The organism is Paenibacillus lycopersici, from assembly GCF_010119935.1.
GTDB lineage: Bacteria > Bacillota > Bacilli > Paenibacillales > Paenibacillaceae > Paenibacillus_Z > Paenibacillus_Z lycopersici.
Map to the genome: position 1 here is coordinate 2,971,399 of NZ_CP048209.1, position 16,731 is coordinate 2,988,129.

Annotated in this window: 17 protein-coding genes; 14 read left to right on the forward strand and 3 right to left on the reverse strand. The window is 59.2% G+C overall.

Annotated features, from left to right (window positions below; all coding sequences use genetic code 11):
- Positions 1-109: 109 nt before the first annotated feature.
- From GXP70_RS13250 to dnaA, 5 genes are all read left to right on the forward strand, one after another.
- Entirely contained in the window at positions 110-310 is a 201-nt protein-coding gene (locus GXP70_RS13250) for a PLDc N-terminal domain-containing protein (protein ID WP_162357257.1), read from the forward strand.
- Entirely contained in the window at positions 307-1,302 is a 996-nt protein-coding gene (locus GXP70_RS13255; protein ID WP_225442788.1) for an ABC transporter ATP-binding protein, read from the forward strand. The genes GXP70_RS13250 and GXP70_RS13255 overlap by 4 nt, the downstream gene beginning before the upstream one ends.
- The gene (locus GXP70_RS13260) at positions 1,299-2,072 is read left to right on the forward strand and encodes an ABC transporter permease (RefSeq protein WP_162357258.1); all 774 of its coding nucleotides are present in this window, start codon (positions 1,299-1,301) and stop codon (positions 2,070-2,072) included. Before GXP70_RS13255 ends, GXP70_RS13260 begins: the two co-directional genes overlap by 4 nt.
- 94 nt (positions 2,073-2,166) lie before the next feature.
- Positions 2,167-2,547: a VOC family protein gene (locus tag GXP70_RS13265; protein ID WP_162357259.1), complete on the forward strand. Its 381-nt coding sequence runs from the start codon at positions 2,167-2,169 to the stop codon at positions 2,545-2,547.
- 305 nt (positions 2,548-2,852) lie between these two features.
- Entirely contained in the window at positions 2,853-4,196 is a 1,344-nt protein-coding gene (dnaA, locus tag GXP70_RS13270; protein ID WP_162357260.1) for a chromosomal replication initiator protein DnaA, read from the forward strand.
- 75 nt (positions 4,197-4,271) lie between these two features.
- Here the strand turns inward: dnaA and GXP70_RS13275 are convergent, their stop codons facing one another.
- Both GXP70_RS13275 and GXP70_RS13280 read right to left on the reverse strand, forming a co-directional pair.
- A complete protein-coding gene (locus GXP70_RS13275) occupies positions 4,272-5,093 on the reverse strand; it encodes an alpha/beta fold hydrolase (protein WP_162357261.1) in 822 nt (273 codons plus the stop codon).
- 105 nt (positions 5,094-5,198) lie between these two features.
- Positions 5,199-5,663, reverse strand: coding sequence for a DinB family protein (locus tag GXP70_RS13280; protein ID WP_162357262.1), 465 nt, complete (start codon positions 5,661-5,663; stop codon positions 5,199-5,201).
- 191 nt (positions 5,664-5,854) lie between these two features.
- Between GXP70_RS13280 and GXP70_RS13285 the strand changes: the two genes are divergently transcribed.
- Complete coding sequence (locus GXP70_RS13285) at positions 5,855-6,802, forward strand: LysR family transcriptional regulator (RefSeq protein WP_162357263.1); 948 nt, start codon at positions 5,855-5,857, stop codon at positions 6,800-6,802.
- A gap of 598 nt (positions 6,803-7,400) precedes the next feature.
- Positions 7,401-7,856 (forward strand): NUDIX hydrolase, encoded by a 456-nt coding sequence (locus GXP70_RS13290; protein WP_162357264.1) that lies wholly within the window; start codon positions 7,401-7,403, stop codon positions 7,854-7,856.
- Between the two features lie 175 nt (positions 7,857-8,031).
- Here GXP70_RS13290 and GXP70_RS13295 read toward each other — a convergent pair whose 3' ends face one another.
- On the reverse strand, positions 8,032-10,161 hold the full coding sequence (locus GXP70_RS13295; protein ID WP_162357265.1) for a Sip1-related alpha-galactosidase: 2,130 nt from the start codon (positions 10,159-10,161) through the stop codon (positions 8,032-8,034).
- Positions 10,162-10,499: 338 nt separating this feature from the next.
- Here GXP70_RS13295 and GXP70_RS13300 point away from each other — a divergent pair, with 338 nt between their 5' ends.
- The 7 genes from GXP70_RS13300 to GXP70_RS13330 all read left to right on the forward strand — a co-directional run bounded on the left by GXP70_RS13300 (position 10,500) and on the right by GXP70_RS13330 (position 16,575).
- Positions 10,500-11,339 carry a helix-turn-helix domain-containing protein gene (locus tag GXP70_RS13300; protein WP_162357266.1) on the forward strand — a complete coding sequence of 280 codons (840 nt, stop codon included), beginning with the start codon at positions 10,500-10,502 and terminating at the stop codon, positions 11,337-11,339.
- A gap of 222 nt (positions 11,340-11,561) precedes the next feature.
- Positions 11,562-12,068 (forward strand): GNAT family N-acetyltransferase, encoded by a 507-nt coding sequence (locus GXP70_RS13305; RefSeq protein WP_162357267.1) that lies wholly within the window; start codon positions 11,562-11,564, stop codon positions 12,066-12,068.
- Position 12,069: 1 nt separating this feature from the next.
- Positions 12,070-12,846: an N-formylglutamate amidohydrolase gene (locus tag GXP70_RS13310; protein ID WP_162357268.1), complete on the forward strand. Its 777-nt coding sequence runs from the start codon at positions 12,070-12,072 to the stop codon at positions 12,844-12,846.
- A 126-nt stretch (positions 12,847-12,972) separates the two neighbouring features.
- A complete protein-coding gene (locus GXP70_RS13315) occupies positions 12,973-13,755 on the forward strand; it encodes a class I SAM-dependent methyltransferase (protein WP_192043453.1) in 783 nt (260 codons plus the stop codon).
- Positions 13,756-13,921: 166 nt separating this feature from the next.
- Positions 13,922-15,187 (forward strand): FAD-binding protein, encoded by a 1,266-nt coding sequence (locus GXP70_RS13320; RefSeq protein WP_162357269.1) that lies wholly within the window; start codon positions 13,922-13,924, stop codon positions 15,185-15,187.
- Between the two features lie 45 nt (positions 15,188-15,232).
- Positions 15,233-15,895, forward strand: coding sequence for an HAD family hydrolase (locus tag GXP70_RS13325; protein ID WP_162357270.1), 663 nt, complete (start codon positions 15,233-15,235; stop codon positions 15,893-15,895).
- A 164-nt stretch (positions 15,896-16,059) separates the two neighbouring features.
- Positions 16,060-16,575 carry a hypothetical protein gene (locus tag GXP70_RS13330; protein WP_162357271.1) on the forward strand — a complete coding sequence of 172 codons (516 nt, stop codon included), beginning with the start codon at positions 16,060-16,062 and terminating at the stop codon, positions 16,573-16,575.
- The last annotated feature ends 156 nt before the right edge of the window (positions 16,576-16,731 follow it).

Sequence of the window (16,731 nt, forward strand, 5' to 3'; positions counted from 1 at the left end):
TGTGATTTTACTCGGGCGGCCGTGAACAAAAGGGCATACCTCGTCGTCGTATAGGCGATAACGAGAACCTCGCTTTCATCAACAGCATTGCACTTGAGGAGGAATGAACATGGATGTAACTACCCATCAGCTGCTGACGATCATTTTGCCGCTCGCCATCATCGAGCTCGTCGTGATCATTGCCGCGCTTGTCGCCTGCGTCCGTGCGGAGCAGACCCGCGGGCCGAAATGGCTGTGGATCATTATTATCATCGCGTTCAATATCATCGGTTCCATCCTATTCTTCCTGATGGGACGGAAGTCGTCATGAGCCAGGGCAATCTTCAGGCATCGGCGCCTGCCGTCATGCCGTCCGGGCGGGCGGACGATGCCATCGTTCGCATCCGCGGCGTCTCCCGGAGCTTCGGCTCGGTCCGTACGCTGGACGGCATCGACCTGACGCTGTTCGAAGGCCGCTGCGCCGCGCTGCTCGGCCCGAACGGCGCCGGCAAAACGACGCTGCTTCGCATCCTTACGGGACTGCTTGCGCCGTCTTCGGGCACCGTCGGCTTTCAAGGCTTGGCGCCCGGCGCGGACCCGCGCTCGCTGATCGGCTATTTGCCGCAAATTCCGGCCTTCTACGGCTGGATGAGCGGCAGCGAATTTCTCCGCTATGCCGGGGAGCTCTGCGGGCTGCCGGGCCGCGAGGCGGCGAAGCGCAGCGGCGAGCTGCTGGAGCGCGTCGGCTTGGGCGCAGCGGCGGGCAAGCGCCGGATTTCGGGTTACTCGGGCGGCATGAAGCAGCGGCTCGGGCTGGCGCAGGCGCTCATCCATCGGCCGAAGCTGCTCGTGCTGGACGAGCCGGTCTCCGCGCTCGATCCCGTAGGCCGGCGCGAAGTAATGGAGCTGCTTCGCGAATGGAAGCGGGAGATGACGATTCTCTTCTCGACGCATGTGCTGCACGATGCGGAGGAGCTGTGCGACGACGTGGTCATACTGCAGCATGGCCGGGTTTTGGTCAGCGGCGCGGTCGGCGAGATTCGCGGCGTTCACCGCAAGCCGGTCATCACGCTCGAAGTCGAAGACAACGGGCCGGCGCGCAAGCGGCTAGCCGAGTGGCTGAGCCGGCTGTCCCATCCGGCCATCGCGTCCGCCGAGCTGCAGCCCGGCGAAGCCGCCGTCAAGCTGCAAGTACTGGACGCGGAAGAGGCGAGGAATCATGTCATGCAGCAATTGCTTGCGATGCCGCTGCCGATCACGAAGCTCGAAATCGGGCATGCCTCGCTGGAAGACATTTTCTTGAAGGCGGTGCATGCTTCATGAAGCAATGGACGGTTCTGTTTCGCAAAGAATGGCTGGAGCTCGTCCGCAGCTATAAGCTGATATGGGTAACGCTGGTGTTCGTGCTGCTCGGCGGCATGGAGCCTGTCACGACGTACTTCATGCCCGAGATTCTGAAGCATGCAGGGAATCTCCCGGAAGGAGCGGTCATATCCATTCCGGTGCCGTCCGCCGGCGAAATGCTGGCGCAGACGCTGCAGCAGTTCAATACGATCGGGCTGCTGATTCTCGCCTTGGCGGCGATGAACGGCATCTCCGCCGAACGGACCGGCGGCCTCACGTCCATGATCCTCGTCAAGCCAATCGGGTTCCGCAGCTTCGTCACGGCCAAATGGGCCGCGCAGCTCGTCTTGACGAGCATCGCGTTCGCAGCCGGCTTCGGTGCGGCCTATTATTATACGAATGCCTTGTTCGGCGCGCCCGTGTGGAGCGGCAGCTTGTCGGCATTCTTGTACGATTGGCTGTGGCTTGTCTTGGCCGGGGCGATCACCCTGTGCTTCAGCGCGCTCTTCCGCAGCGGCGCCGCGGCGGCGGCTTGCTCGCTCGCGCTGCTCGCCCTGCTTGCCGTAACGGCGTCGTTATTGCCGGATGCGCTCGCGGCCAGTCCCGGCATGCTGCCCAAGCTGGCGGCGGCGCAAATGCTCGATTCCGGCGCCGGACAGGGCTGGCTCACCGTCGTCGTCGCGGCCTGTTTGATGGTCGCGGCCATAGAAGCCGCGGCCTTCGCCCTCCGCAAACGCCCCGCGCTCTAGCGGCCTAACGGTTCTTAGTCGCGGAGAGGAGGATTTTGCGGCGGCAAGTCGTAATCTTAATCTATAGCGCATCTTGCGGAAGGAAGGGATGGACATGAATATCGATCGGATCGATCATCTGGTGTTGACGGTCGCCAATATCGATGCCGCATGCGATTTTTATTCCCGTGTTCTAGGCATGCAGGCGGTTACTTTCGGAGAAGGCAGAAAGGCACTGCATTTTGGACGGCACAAGATTAACCTGCATGAGGCAGGCAAGGAATTCGAACCCAAAGCAAAATCGCCCATGCCGGGCGCGGGGGATTTATGCTTGATAACCGATGATCAATTGTCCGCTGTCATTCGTCATTTAGAAGCTTGCGAAGTCGTCATTGAAGAAGGCCCTGTCGTGCGAACGGGAGCGCTAGGCGCGATAACGTCCGTGTATGTAAGAGATCCGGACGGGAATCTGATTGAGATTTCCAATTATAACTGAACTTAGCGCGTACGGTGTGCTCCATGATGTGACGCGACACGCCATTACCATGATACAGCGGCAGTTTCGGACTTGAGTTTTGGTCCTTGACTGTCGCTGTTTATCGTTTCACGGCGTTATCCGGACGATTATTGATGGCGGCTTGCTCCATGAAGCATGCCTATTCTCGTTCGAGAGAATAGGCTCGCTGGGCAAGCTTTGCTTTACATGTCTCTATTTCCCACCTAGTATAAAAGATAAATAAAGACAAAGGCGGTTGTCCAGCCATTTCCGAAATGATGTTTATTCGAAGGAGATGAATGTAGGTGGAGATTCATATCCAAGAATTATGGCAGCAAGTGCTCGATACAATCAAAACAAAGATCAGCAAGCCCAGCTACGACACTTGGCTGCACGCTTCCAAGGCGAATCTATTCGATGGCTCGACATTAGTTGTGAGCGCTCCGACCAAATTTGCTCAGGAATGGTTAGAAAACCGGTATAGCACGCTCATCAAGTCCACTGTTTACGATTGTTTGAACCGTCATGTCGAAGTGGTCATTACCATCGAGGCGGAGGATTCCGCAAAGCCGGAGACGGATACCGAACGGCAAGCGCTATTAAATGAGCCGGAGAGTCCGAATGGCATGACGACGCTTAATCGAAGGTATACTTTCGATACCTTTGTAGTCGGCGCGGGCAATCGTTTCGCTCACGCGGCCGCCCTTGCGGTCGCGGAAGCGCCGGGCAAAGCATACAACCCGCTGTTTCTGTACGGCGGGGTAGGATTAGGAAAGACCCATTTGATGCATGCGATCGGGCACCTTGTATTGGATCGCAAGCCGAATGCGAATGTGTTGTATCTGTCATCCGAGAAATTCACGAATGAGTTCATTAATGCCATCATGAATAATCGGGGAGAGGCTTTCCGGAACAAATATCGCAATATCGACGTCTTGCTGATCGACGACATTCAGTTCATTGCGGGAAAAGAACAGACGCAGGAAGAATTTTTCCACACCTTTAATACGCTCCAAGAAGAAGGCAAGGCGATCATTATTTCCAGTGACCGGAAGCCGAAAGAGATCCCGACTCTTGAAGATCGCCTGAGATCACGATTCGAGTGGGGGCTTATTACCGATATTCAGCCGCCGGACCTTGAGACGCGGATTGCCATTCTATATAAGAAGTCGAAGGCGGAGCAGCTTGATATTCCTACTGACGTGATGACGTATATCGCCAATAACATAAATACGAATGTACGGGAGCTGGAAGGCGCGCTCATTCGTACCGTCGCGTATTCATCGCTTGTTAACCAAGATTATTCCGTTCAGTTGGCCGCAGAAGCCTTAAAAGATATCATGCCCGCCGAATCCCCGCGCAGTGTCACTATTCAAAAAATCCAACAACATGTTGCGGCGTTTTATGGATTAAAACCGGAAGACCTCAAGGAGCGAAAACGAACAAAAGCCGTCGTTTTTCCAAGGCAGGTTGCCATGTATCTGGCAAGGGAGCTTACCGAATACTCCCTTCCCAAGATAGGCGAGGCATTCGGAGGACGAGATCATACGACCATCATTCATGCTCATAATAAAATTTCCAAATCCGTGCACGAAGATCCCGATTTCATTAAAGTCGTCAGTGAACTGACCTTGAAAATCAAAAGTTAAGCAGGGTATTCCGTCTAGCAACATACGCCGTCGTGGGCCGCGCGGTTAACCGGCGGCCCCATTAAGCGATGCTGTTCATTCCGTCGCGAAAGCCAGAAGATCGTTGTTGATCCGTTCCATATGGGTGATGTAAAGCCCATGAGGAGCGTTGCCGTACAGGATGAAGCGGCTATGCGGCAGCAGCTGCGCAGCGATTCTTCCGGACATCGCCACGGGAAACGAGCGGTCGCTGTCCCCATGAAGGACGAGGACGGGCAGCGGGATATTCCGCAGCTCGGGGCGAAAATCCGTCTCGACGAGCGTAAGGTTGCAGTCGAGAACCGCCTTGTGCGACGTGCGCAGCATATCCGATTTCGTCCATTCCGTCATTTCGGGAGAGACGGAACAGCCCGGCAGCCCGTCGCCGAAGTACGGAGCCGCGTTCTCTTGCAGCCAACGGGGAAAATCCTTCTTCCACATGGCCCGGTTCTTCTCGATCAGGCTGCTGTCGAATCCGCCGGGATTATCCTCGGTCCCGAGCGGAAAGGGCAGCGCGGTGCCGATAAGTACGCACCGTGCGATGCGTTCGCTGCCATGGCGGGACAAGTAGCGGACAAGCTCTCCGCCGCCCATGGAGTGCGCAACCAGCATAACGCCGCGAAGATCCAAGTGCTCGAGGAGCATAGCAAGGTCGTCGGCGAGCGTATCGTAATGATAGCCCTGCCCCGGATCGTCCGATCGGCCGTGTCCCCGTCTGTCGTACGCGATGCATCGCAAGCCCCGGGCGCATAAGTCCGCCATCTGGTAGTTCCACATCTCGGAACTGAGCGCCCACCCGCTGATGAATACGACCGGCCTGCCTGAGCCCCAATCCTTATAGTAAAGCCGCGCAGCATCCTTGGTTTCCATATAGGGCATAGCGGTTAGCCTCCTTGGTCAGTGGTCATGGATACAATCGATCATGGATACAATCGGTCATGGATACAATCGGTCATGGATACATTCGGTCATAGCTCAAGCCTTCTACCGGATCACTCTCAGCTGGCTCGAAATGATTCCCAGGTGAATGGCCTCATGCAGCAGCGCGAAATTGAACAGCTCGCCCGCGGTACGGAATTGGAACGGCCCCATTTCAAACGGCGATTGCAATTGCTCGTCAAGCAATTCCGGGTTCAGCTCCGCCAGACGGGACAGCTGCGCCGTCATGATCTGAATGAGTTCTTCCTTCGTCGGAGGAGCGATCGTCCAATCCGAGGGCTTCGTTCCGGAGTTGAACAGGGTCTCGTAACGAGCAGGAATGGCGGTCGGGGATCCGAAGGACAGCGCAGCGTATTTATCCATCCAATAAATCATGTGGCCGGCGTTCCAGCGTATGGTGTTGTTGAAGCCTTCCGGTTGAATGTCGAACTGGGCATCCGTAACGCCTTGAAGCTGCCCGATAACGATCTGACGCAGTACCTTGCCCGTATGAATGATGGATTGTGCCATTGCGGAAACGCCTCCTAATTGAGATTGACTCGCTTTCACAACCAAAGTGTACCTTCCCCGCCGGCAAGCAACAATCGCGAGATTCCGATGCAATCGATCGGTTTGAGTAATGATCGAATCGAAGCCGCCGCTATACGGCGTATCCGTTATAATCAATAATGGGCGTTCACGTATTGGAAGGGGATGGCGGAATGGAACTGAGACAGCTTGAATATTTTGCTGCCGTATGCAAGGAGATGCATTTCTCCAGGGCGGCCGAGAATCTCTGCACGACGCAGTCGAATTTGAGCCAGCAGATCAAATTCTTGGAGAACGAGCTCGGGCTGCCGCTGTTCGATCGCATGGGCAGACGAATCGCTTTAACCGACGCCGGTAAGATTCTATTAGAGCAGTGCCATCTCATTTTCGAACGGATCGACTATATGAAAGGGGCCATTGCGGATCTCAAGCGAATGGAAGGCGGAAGGCTGGACATCGGCATTCTTCCGGGCGACGGGGATTTGCTGTTTGATGCGCTGTTGATCGGCTTCCACCGCGCGCATCCCAAGCTTTCCATCCGCGTTACGGAGACCGTCGATGTGTATGAGCAGGTTCTCGACGGCACAAGGGATCTTGGCGTGACCACGCTGCCGCCGAATCCGGATGACCGAATCTCGATCATTCCTTTGTTTCATGAGGAGTTTGCTTTGGCCGTCCGGGCGGATCACCCCCTTGCCAAGTCGAAGGCGGTCCCGTTCGAACAACTGCGGCAGCTGAAGATGGTGATGTTCGGTCCGGAGCATCAGATTACGAGGGTTATCCATTCCTGCTGCCAGGAACAAGGGTTTGCAATCGACAATCCGATCGTGACCTCTACGCTATCGACGCTTCTGTCTTTGGTCGAACAAGGGGTGGGCGTGTCTATTCTTCCGCGGCTGCTGCTTGATTACTTGAATCGCGAAACCATCGCTGCGATAACGCTGCTGCATCCTACGCCGAGTCAAGACATCTGTATCCTTCATCGGTCCGATAAGTATATGGGGCAAGCGGCAAAGGTTTTCATACATGAATTGCAGGCTTACATTCGAAGCGTAACGGAGCAAACTACCCGCTCGCCCGCGGTAATGGGGTCATCGACTGATCAACCTGACCGAATATAGTTGAATTTAACCAGGTCCGCTCGTGGACAGCTGCTGCTTCGTGAGCTATATTGGAATTACTAAAATTGGAAGAGAGTGATTGCGATGCATACAATTACGAAAGTAGAACATCCATTGCATTTCGAGGCGCGGAAGGGCTAAGCTGGCATGCTTGCTATGAACCTTCCGTGTGCGGCATAACATTTCGAGCATGGAGGGAACAACGACGATGATGGTTCATCATAGTGAATCCTATGAAGGCATTCTGGCGGACACGTACGATATGCGAACGGGGCCGTATGTGTTAAAAGGAGCAAAGGATCGCCCTCCTCCGGGTCTGGCGGACAGAGGCTCCGTTATTCGGGAGAAATCAGGCTTTCGGGTGAGCGGCCGGACACAGGATTCGCTATTGTCCCCGAATGGCATCGAAAACAGGTTCATCGGCCGATATAACGCATCTCCTGTCCGCGAACCCACGAAAAACGTGATCATGAAGGGAATAGCGAATCTGTTGTCCGCTTCCTTGACGGACGTACCGCGAACAGCCGTCATGATGACAGCTCGGTCGCAACGGGCTGGGCCTTCGTGACTTGAAGAGAATGCCGAAAGGAGGACGCTTATGAGTTATATCCAAAACATACGAAAGAAAATCGGACATGACAGGCTGATTGCCGTAGGCGCAGGTGTCATTATATACAAGGATGGCAAAGTGCTTCTACAGAAGCGCAAAGATAATTTATGCTGGGCATTGCATGGCGGGATTGTTGAAATAGGTGAAGAAGTCGAAGCGGCTGCAAAACGCGAGCTCTTCGAAGAGACGGGGTTAGCGGCCAATAAACTTGAACTCTTGGGCGTGTTTTCAGGCGATGATCGGATGTATACGTATCCAAACGGCGATGAGGTGTATCTAATCGGAATCGTGTACGTATGCAATGACTTCTCAGGGGAGCTAGTAACCGAAACCGATGAAACCGTAGCGCTTAAATGGTTTGAGTATGATAAAATTCCAAAGGAAATCAGCCCCCTGAATGTGAAGCCGATGGAATCGTTTATTCATTTTCTAAAACAAGCCTAGCTTGCGCCGATGCGAAGCTATGACGGTACTCTGGCCGAGGTCTGCGCTGAAGAGAGCCCGGCATTGGCGGTCACACTCGTGAGCCCATCACGACGAAGCCCCGCGGCTGCGAGCCGCGGGGCATTTGACATTGATTGGCGGTCGAGATAGGAGACCAGGGCGCTGAGGCGCCGGTCTAGAACACAATCTCCACCAGCACGCTGCTTCCTGGCGATTCGCCGCAATCGACCGTGTAGAACCCGGCCTCGCGGTTGATCGCCGCCTGCACGCCGTTCACCAGCACGGCCGCCGGCTCGGCGTCCGACGCGAAGCCGAACCGTCCGCCTTCGCGCAGTCCGAGGACGGTGCGTCCGTTCGCCGTCCAGCGGGATTCGATGGCCGCCGGCGAAACGTACTTGTCGACGAGTCCGAAGCAGGCGACGCCGTCCAGGTACGGCGCGAGCACATACAGCGCCGGCCGGGCGCGCTCGACGGACAGGGCGTGCGTGCCCGACGGCTCCAGCTCGAAGGCCAGCCGGCCGAAGTGATCCAGCACGGCGCAGCGCGCTTCGGCAAAGCCCGGTATGTCGGCAAGCCGCAGCTCGCCGCCGACCGGCTCAGCCTCCTCATGGAGATGGAAGGCCGCAAGCAAGCCGCAGTCGCCGGAGCGGTTCCACACTTTAAGCGGGACGGGCTGCTCCGCCGGGTTCACGAACAGGCAGTCTTCCGTCGGCAGCCCCGGCCGGTCGGCGCGCAGCACGCGTCCGTCCGAATAGATGAGCGGACGCAGCATCGATGCGTCCGTCGTGCCGACGGGATCGCTGATGTATACCGGACCGCCGCTGACGGCGCGCAGCACGGCATGGCTGACGCCGTCTTCGTGCGATGTCCACCACATGTCCCAGTCGCCCCAATACAGCGTGCCGTGATAGACGGAATTGTAGGCATTCTGCAGCGCATGCTCCCGGAACCATTCCGGCTTGCCCGGATAGAAATCGTCGCTGTTGCGTGAGATCGGCGTATTGCCGCGATGCCAGACGTTCTCCTGCGCCATGCCCATGCAGTTGATCAGCCGCCCGTCGAAGTGTAGCGCCGCCGACGCTTCGAGCGATTGATGCAGCCCCGCCGCCGCTTGTCCGATCGGCAGCTGTCCCTGCACGAATTGCACGAGCGAGCTCTGGCTGTCGACCTTGATCATGTCGATGCCCTGTCTTGCGAGGCTGTCATGCCATGTCTTCCAGAAGGCGAGTCCTCTTGCGGGATCCGGATGCGGAATCAGGCGCCCCGCATGGTCGGCGAACAGCGCATCCCGCATGTCGGACGCGAGCTCGCTCCCCGGCTCGATGCCGTGCCAATAGCCGGTGAACGCGTGCCAGACGCCGACCCAGTTGACGCCGTAGCGTTCCTTCAGCGTTCGGACGGAGGCGCCGAGGCCGTTCGGGAACTTCTCCGCGTTCGCGCCCAGCGAGGACAACGTCTTGTCCGCCCGCACGGGCGACCAGCCGTCGTCGATCATGACCCAGCGGACCGGGACGTCCTTCTCCTGCAGCTCGGCCGCTTTCGCTTCGACGCCCTGTTCCGTTACCTCGTGATAGAACGCGTCCCATGTGCACCAGCCCAAATATTCGAATGCTTCGGGGTACGATTTCGTTGCCCGCGTGCGCACGGGCTTGTCCATGGCATGCAGCATCGCCGCGGCCGCTTGTTCCGCCGCCGCGAAGGGCGAATCGCTCTCGCTCAGCACGCAGAGCAGCTGGCGTCCGCTGCGGCAGCCGCGCACGAGCGGGGCGACGACGAGATCGAAGCCGTCGCCGTTGCCTTGAAGCGTCGTCTTCCAGATGTCCGCGCAGGCCGGGAACAGCTGGACATACCGGCCGCCGGCTCGCCACAGGAGCGCCTGCGTCCGTTCGGGCAAGGCGCTCGTGCCTGCGGCGATATGCGGGCGCGACCACCATTTATAATGAAGATAATGCGCCAGCACGCCGTCGATGCCGGCCGGCTCGCCGATCGAGAAGCGTAGCCCCGCCTCGGGATCGAGCGCGTGCGTGACGCCGAATACGTCTTGCTTCAGCTGTACGGCGGCATAGGCCAGGACGGTTCGGGCGTAACGCTTGAGCTCCAGCGCGATCGTTTCGTTCTCGTCCTCGCCGCGGAACGCGAGCACCTGCGTCCGGTATTCACCGAGCGCATCCGTGCCGGAAGGGCCGTCGCTCCAGCCCTCCGCTTGAAACGAAGGCCGTTCGCCGTTATCGAACGTAACGGTCAGCATGAGCGGGTCGAGCATCTTCATGCCATCGCTATCGTGAAAATCATATTTGTTCGTCACTGAAATAAGCTCCTTCCGCATGGCAAGCGCGCCATGGTGTTCATGTAGGATCAGCATAGCGGAAAAGAAGCGCGGCCGGAAGGCATTCGCGTCAGCTGTTGGCCGAAAGCCGTCCGTAAAATGGCCGATCACGCGGAATAGGGGGAATTATGTACGCTGATGCCGAATAAAGGTATGAAAAATGTCATCCGAGCCTGCGGAATTCCTGAAATTGGATGCGTTGGCTGTCAGATAGCCGACGATTTTCGGCGTCGCGCGCAGCCTGCCCCGGTCTATAATGGTTGAGGCGGACGATTGCGTCCGTCATTACCCGCGATGAAGTCAGGAGGAGTACGATCATGAACGGCATGCAACCATGGCTGCAGCTGATCGAGAAAGCTTCGCTGCATATTGTACAACACGACCTGCACCGGCGCTCGGAGCTGCAGCAGCGGAACCGCGTGCTTCCGTTTTACGTCGTATCTTATATAAAAGAAGGGTCCTGCCGGCTTCGGCTCGGCGGCCGCGATTATCAAGCGAAGCAAGGCGACGTCCTCTTCGTTCCCCCTAACGCGCTTCACGACCATGTGAAGGATTCGGCGGAAGAGACGGTGTTTCTGTGGTGGCATTTTACGCTCAATATCGCCGGCTGCATGGATGCGCTGCAGCTGTTTCATTTTCCGCCGGTGTTCCGGCTTCCCGATCCCGAGCGCTTCGAGCGGGCGTTCCTGGAATACCGCCGCTGCGCGGAGCAGCCGGCTTCGCTCGCCGACAGCCTTATGAAAGGGGCCAAAGCGCTGGAGCTGATCGCCATCCTGATCGATGCCGCGCTGCGTCAGCCGGACGTCCGGTTGAAGGCGGTGTATGCGGACGCCTTCACTTCCATGCTGAACGAGCTGCTGGACATGCCGGTTTCCCGCGTCGACTTGGCCGATCTCGGCGAACGGTACCATATGCACCCCACCTACATTTCCAACCAGTTCAAGAAGATATTCGGCATTACGCCGATGCAGCTGCAGCTGCAGCTCCGGCTGCAGAAGGCCAAGCAGCTGCTGGAGACGGAGAAACGGCCGATCGGCGAGGTGGCGAAATTGATCGGCTACGAGGACACGGATGATTTCTCGCGCTTCTTCAAGAGCAAGACAGGCATTTCGCCGCTGCGATACCGCAACGAAAGCAAGAACTGGCCGAGCTTGTAGCCGACCGTGCGGCTCGAACGCATCCGGCCTTAACCCCCGCTGCAGGAAAACAATCGAAGCCGCCGGACTCCCGGACGGCTTGTTTCCGTTTATCCGACGGCAGATATGCCGAAGATTCGCCTATTGTTCTGCCCGCCCGAGAAAGGATTATTGCCGCGCTTGTGGAAGTAGTTGTCATTCCGCCGGAAAGCGGCTATTCGCCGAATAAGGAGCTGGGGAGCCATGAGGGTAAGGGAAGCGCACCGATCGGATGCCGAAGGCATCGCGAAGGTTCATGTGGAGAGCTGGCTGACGACGTATCGCGGCTTGATTGCCGAATCGTATTTGGCGAACTTGACCGTCGAGCGGCGGCTTCGCAATTGGCTCTGGACGTTCGACAATTTGCGCAAGGACGAGGCGATCTACGTCGCGGAGAGCGGCGACGGGAACATCGTCGGTTTCGCCAGCGGCGGCAGCAGCCGTCTGCAGGACGGCCGTTACGAAGGCGAGCTGTACGCGATTTATTTGCTGCGGCATTATCAGGGCATGGGGCTGGGACGGCAGCTGTTCCAATGCATCAAGGCTGCTTTGAAGGCGGGCGGCTGCTCGTCGATGATGCTCTGGGTGCTCCGGGACAACCCGGCCGCCGCCTTCTACGAGGCGATGGGCGGCCGCGTATTCGAGCGGAAAACCGAAATCTTCGCCGAGGACGAACTGGAAGAGCTGGCTGTCGGCTGGGACGTGCTGTAAGATGGATCCGGTGTACGTTAGACGGGCCAATCAGCCGTGCGGCATCATCGTCAGCATCCCGCACGGCTCTTCGCGGCTGACGGGGGAAATGGACGCAAACAGGCGGCCGGACGCCATTCTGGCCAATTCGGACTGGTTTCTGAACGAGCTGTACGCATTTCTTCACGATCTGCAAGCGACCATCGTTTCGGCCAATTACAGCCGTTACGTCATCGACGTCAATCGGGCCGTAACCGGCGGCAGCGGCAATGGGTATACGACCTCCCTCGTATACTCGGCAACAACGTTCGGCAAGGCGATTTACGATTCTCCGCTGCCGGCGGACGTCATCGCCAATCGCCTCGACACGGTGTACAAGCCGTTCCATCGCCGGCTGAAGGAAGAGATCGATGCGGTGCTCCAGACAAACCGGATCGCGTATCTATTCGATTTGCACAGCTTCTATATCCAATCCGATGCCGATGTGGTGTTAGGCACATGCGCGGGCCGTTCCTGTTCCGGAGCGTTCGCGCAGCTGGTATACGAGGCATTCGCGTCCGAAGGGTTCGTCGTCAAGATTGACGAGCCGGGACTTACGGGCGGATATATCACGTCGCATTACGGGGCGCCCGATCGGGTCGAAGCGATTCAGATCGAGCTCCGGTATACGGCCTATATCGGCAAACGGGCCTTCGGCGAAGAAGCGGTCGCGGCGCGGGACGAGTCCCTTTTCCGCGAAACGCAAGCCCGGCTCCTGCACGTATTCAGGAGACTCGAACGAACGCTGGTCCGAGTGTAGGAATCGGCGTTCGGCTGTCGATGCCCATGGGAAATACTGGACAATCGGCCTCGTTCAACGCTATACTATTGCCCCCAAGCTTCAATAGATGGCGGTTGATAAGTTCATATAGAGGAGCGTGATTCCGTGGCTGCCGAGAAACGAGCGACTTTCAATGAAGTGGCGGCATTGTACGATCAAGCGCGCAACCGGTATCCGGGCCGATTGTTCGAGGACCTCTTCGCCTGGACGAATTTGCCCCCCGGCGCGCGCGTGCTCGAGATCGGCGCGGGAACCGGCATTGCGACGCTGCCTCCGGCCGAATACGGCTGCAGCGTGACGGCGATCGAGCTGGGCGCCGGCATGGCCGAAGTCGCGCGCGCCAAGTTAGCCGCGTATCCCGGCGTCGAAGTCGTCAACGCCGACTTCGAAACGTGGGAAGCGCCCGAGGAACCGTATGATCTGGTACTGTCGGCGACCGCGATCCACTGGATCGATCCCGAAGTGCGCTATAGCAAACCCGCCGCCCTGCTGCGCGAAGGGGGTTATATCGCGCTTCTCGGCTACAAGCATGCGGTCGGCGGGGATCAGGCGTTCTTCGACCGTGCGCAGCAGTGCTACGAGAAGTTCATGCCGCATTCGGCGAAAGGCAGGCTGGCGGAAGCCGGTGACGTCAATCCGCATGTGCCGGAACTGGCCGCGAGCGGATATTTCGACGAGCCGCGGATGCAAACCTGCTTCACGGAGGAACGGTACGACCGCGACGGCCTTCTCGGGCTGCTCGCGACGTATTCGGATCACCGGCTGCTTGAAGCCGCCGCCCGCGAACGGCTCTTCGCGTGCATCGGCGCTTTGATCGACAACGACTATAACGGATCGATCCGCAAACGCTACCGCAACGATCTGATCGTGGCGCGGAAGAAGCGATAGTCCGGCCGGTGGCCGGTTACAGTCAGACATTTGGTGTCGGGAATGCGCGGATAGGAGTTGAACGGCCGGGCGGTTCCTTTATAATGAAACGGTAAGCGCTTTATTCGGTTTGGCCGGCAATCTCGTCATTCATTCATTTATTCATGCATCGTAAAGGAGCGCAAGAATGGAAAATAATCGAAATTGGGCCGGGAACTACCGGTACGGCGCCTCGGCGCTGCTCGTCCCCGAGACGACGGAGCAAGTTCAGGAGATGGTCGCCCGCGGCGGCCGAATGCGGGTGCTCGGCACGCGCCACTCGTTCAACGGCATCGCCGACACGGCAGGCAGCCAGATCTCGTTGCAGAAGCTGAACCGGGTAAAGGCGGTGGATCGCGCGAACAACACGGTGACGGTCGAAGCCGGCATCCGGTACGGCGAGCTGTGCCGCTACTTGCATGAGCACGGGCTGGCGCTGCACAACCTGGCCTCGCTGCCGCATATTAGCGTCGCGGGCGCCGTCGCCACGGCGACGCACGGTTCCGGCGTTCGCAACGGCAATCTCGCGACGGCCGTGCGGGCGATGGAAGTCATCCGGGCGGACGGGGAGAAGCTCGTCTTCACCCGCGGCCAGGGGGACGGCGACTTCGACGGAGCGGTCGTCGGGCTCGGAGGCCTGGGCGTGGTTACGGCGGTCACGCTGGACACGATCCCCGCCTTCCAGATCCGGCAGCACGTGTACGAGAACCTGCCGCTGTCGCGGCTTCGCGATCATGCCGACGCCATCTTCTCGAGCGGCTACAGCGTCAGCCTATTCACGGATTGGACGGCCGCGTCGTTCAATCAGGTGTGGCTGAAGCGGGAATGGACCGCTCCGGCGGGCGCCGCATCCGAGACGGAGCCGGATTTCTACGGCGCGACGCCGGCGGACGCGGACCGGCATCCGGTGCCGGGGCACACGGCGGAGAACTGCAGCGCGCAGCTGGGCGTTCCGGGACCGTCGTACGACCGGCTGCCGCATTTCCGGATGGAGTTCACCCCGAGCGCCGGCGAAGAGCTCCAGAGCGAGTATTTCGTGCCGCGCGCACAGGCGTATGAGGCATTGTGCGCCATCGAGCGGCTGCGTGAACGCATCGCGCCGCTGCTGTATATCTCCGAAGTGCGCACGATCGCGGAAGACAAGCTGTGGATGAGCCCTTGTTACGGGCAGGACGCGGTCGGGATTCATTTTACGTGGAAACCGGATTGGCCGTCCGTGCGGCAGCTGCTGCCCGATATTGAAGCGCAGCTCGCGCCGTTCCGGGCGAAGCCGCACTGGGCCAAGCTGTTCACGATGGCGCCGGAACGGCTGCAGCCGTTGTACGCGAAGCTGCCCGACTTCCGGCGCCTGCTGCGGCAATGCGATCCCGAGGGCAAGTTCCGCAACGACTTCCTGGAAACGTATATTATGTAGCTTGGCTGCGCGCAAGAGCGGCGGCCGGCATGAGGAGGAGAAGAGATGGAGCGGATCAAAGCGGTGCTGTTCGATCTGGACAATACGATTCTCGACCGTTCGCGCATGTTCGGCGGGTTCGTCGATGAATTCTTCGCTGCTTATCTCGGGCATGTCGCGGACCGGAAGGCGATGTTCGACCGCGTCGTCGAGCTGGACCGGGACGGCTACAAGCCGCGGGAAACGCTGTTCGCCGAGCTGCTGGACGAGCTGCCTTGGGAGCGGAAGCCTTCGCATGGGGAGCTGATGACGTTTTACCGGGGCGCCTACCTGCGCCATGCCGTGCTGATGGAGCGGGCGGGCGAGGTGCTTGCGCATGTGCGGGCGAAATACCGGACCGGACTCATAACGAACGGCAGGATGGCGACCCAGTACGGCAAAATCGACCTGCTCGGCATCCGGGACGCGTTCGAGCTCATCCTCGTTTCGGAGGAAGCGGGCGTCAAGAAGCCGGACCCGCGGATCTTCGGGCAGGCGGCCGATCAGCTCGGGCTGCGCGCGGAGGAATGCCTGTTCATCGGAGATCATCCCGTCAACGATGTCGAAGGGGCGGCCCGATTCGGCATGGCGACGATTTGGCTGCAGGCCAATCATGCTTGGCCGGCAAGCAATGAAGCGAGTCCGCTGCATACGATTAAGCGGCTGGACGAGCTGCTGGCGCTGCTCTGAGCAGGGATCCGGGCGGCGCAGGAGCTTGCGGCTGGACGCGATCGCCGGACGGATGGCGGGCCGCGGCGGCGGGCGGCGAGGCCGGCCTCTGCGGCAAGCTGCCGCCAGTGCCCCGGAAGCGGGATGCATCGCATCGGAGTGAAATACGAGACGAGGAGTGACGCATGGAGACGCACTATCGCGCGGTCTGCAAGGAAGCGGACCTGGAGCGGGAAGATTTGGCGTGGCGGTGCATCGAGCCCGCGCTGCTGGCGGTCAAGGCCAAGAGCGCGGAGGTCAAGGCGAACATCTACGAGCGGTTAAACGCGGGGCAAAAGGCATTGTACCTGTTCTATGCGTTCCACAATCATGCCGGGACGCGCGCGGAGTTCTACTGGTTCACGTACTACTACCTCTACGTGCTGCCGGCGTGGCCGGGGCTGAAGGAGGGGCTCGCGTTCTTCGGCGATCAGCCCCTGCTGCGGCTGCTGGAAGAAGCGGAGCTGCTCGTGGAGGAGCATACCCGGGGAGCGGACGGCGCGCGGCGGGAAGCTTCGCCTTCCGATCTCGACGCCGACGCGTCGCTGGGCGAAGCCGCGGATCGGCTGTTCTCGCGTTACGGCGCGCTCGCAGGCGAGACGATAGGCCGAATGAACGCGTACATTCGCGCGCATCCGGCCGAGTTCTTAAGGCTGGAGTAGTAGCCGGGCGGGACGGCCGCGTCCTTCTTCGCCCGCAAGGCCTCGCGGGCGAACGGCCGCCGTCGAGCACCGTCTGCTGCCGGGATTATTCGCATCGCCGGGAGCCCCGGGGAAATGCAAACGCCAGGCGCAAGCGGTCACTTCGATCCCTTGCGC

What these genes read in the sequence shown, in the direction of transcription:
- GXP70_RS13250 (WP_162357257.1), top strand. Translation starts at nt 110, where the DNA reads ATGGATGTAACTACCCATCAGCTGCTGACGATCATTTTGCCGCTCGCC.
- GXP70_RS13255 (WP_225442788.1), top strand. Translation starts at nt 307, where the DNA reads ATGAGCCAGGGCAATCTTCAGGCATCGGCGCCTGCCGTCATGCCGTCC.
- GXP70_RS13260 (WP_162357258.1), top strand. Translation starts at nt 1,299, where the DNA reads ATGAAGCAATGGACGGTTCTGTTTCGCAAAGAATGGCTGGAGCTCGTC.
- GXP70_RS13265 (WP_162357259.1), top strand. Translation starts at nt 2,167, where the DNA reads ATGAATATCGATCGGATCGATCATCTGGTGTTGACGGTCGCCAATATC.
- GXP70_RS13275 (WP_162357261.1), bottom strand. Translation starts at nt 5,093, where the DNA reads ATGCCCTATATGGAAACCAAGGATGCTGCGCGGCTTTACTATAAGGAT.
- GXP70_RS13280 (WP_162357262.1), bottom strand. Translation starts at nt 5,663, where the DNA reads ATGGCACAATCCATCATTCATACGGGCAAGGTACTGCGTCAGATCGTT.
- GXP70_RS13285 (WP_162357263.1), top strand. Translation starts at nt 5,855, where the DNA reads ATGGAACTGAGACAGCTTGAATATTTTGCTGCCGTATGCAAGGAGATG.
- GXP70_RS13290 (WP_162357264.1), top strand. Translation starts at nt 7,401, where the DNA reads ATGAGTTATATCCAAAACATACGAAAGAAAATCGGACATGACAGGCTG.
- GXP70_RS13300 (WP_162357266.1), top strand. Translation starts at nt 10,500, where the DNA reads ATGAACGGCATGCAACCATGGCTGCAGCTGATCGAGAAAGCTTCGCTG.
- GXP70_RS13305 (WP_162357267.1), top strand. Translation starts at nt 11,562, where the DNA reads ATGAGGGTAAGGGAAGCGCACCGATCGGATGCCGAAGGCATCGCGAAG.
- GXP70_RS13310 (WP_162357268.1), top strand. Translation starts at nt 12,070, where the DNA reads ATGGATCCGGTGTACGTTAGACGGGCCAATCAGCCGTGCGGCATCATC.
- GXP70_RS13320 (WP_162357269.1), top strand. Translation starts at nt 13,922, where the DNA reads ATGGAAAATAATCGAAATTGGGCCGGGAACTACCGGTACGGCGCCTCG.
- GXP70_RS13325 (WP_162357270.1), top strand. Translation starts at nt 15,233, where the DNA reads ATGGAGCGGATCAAAGCGGTGCTGTTCGATCTGGACAATACGATTCTC.
- GXP70_RS13330 (WP_162357271.1), top strand. Translation starts at nt 16,060, where the DNA reads ATGGAGACGCACTATCGCGCGGTCTGCAAGGAAGCGGACCTGGAGCGG.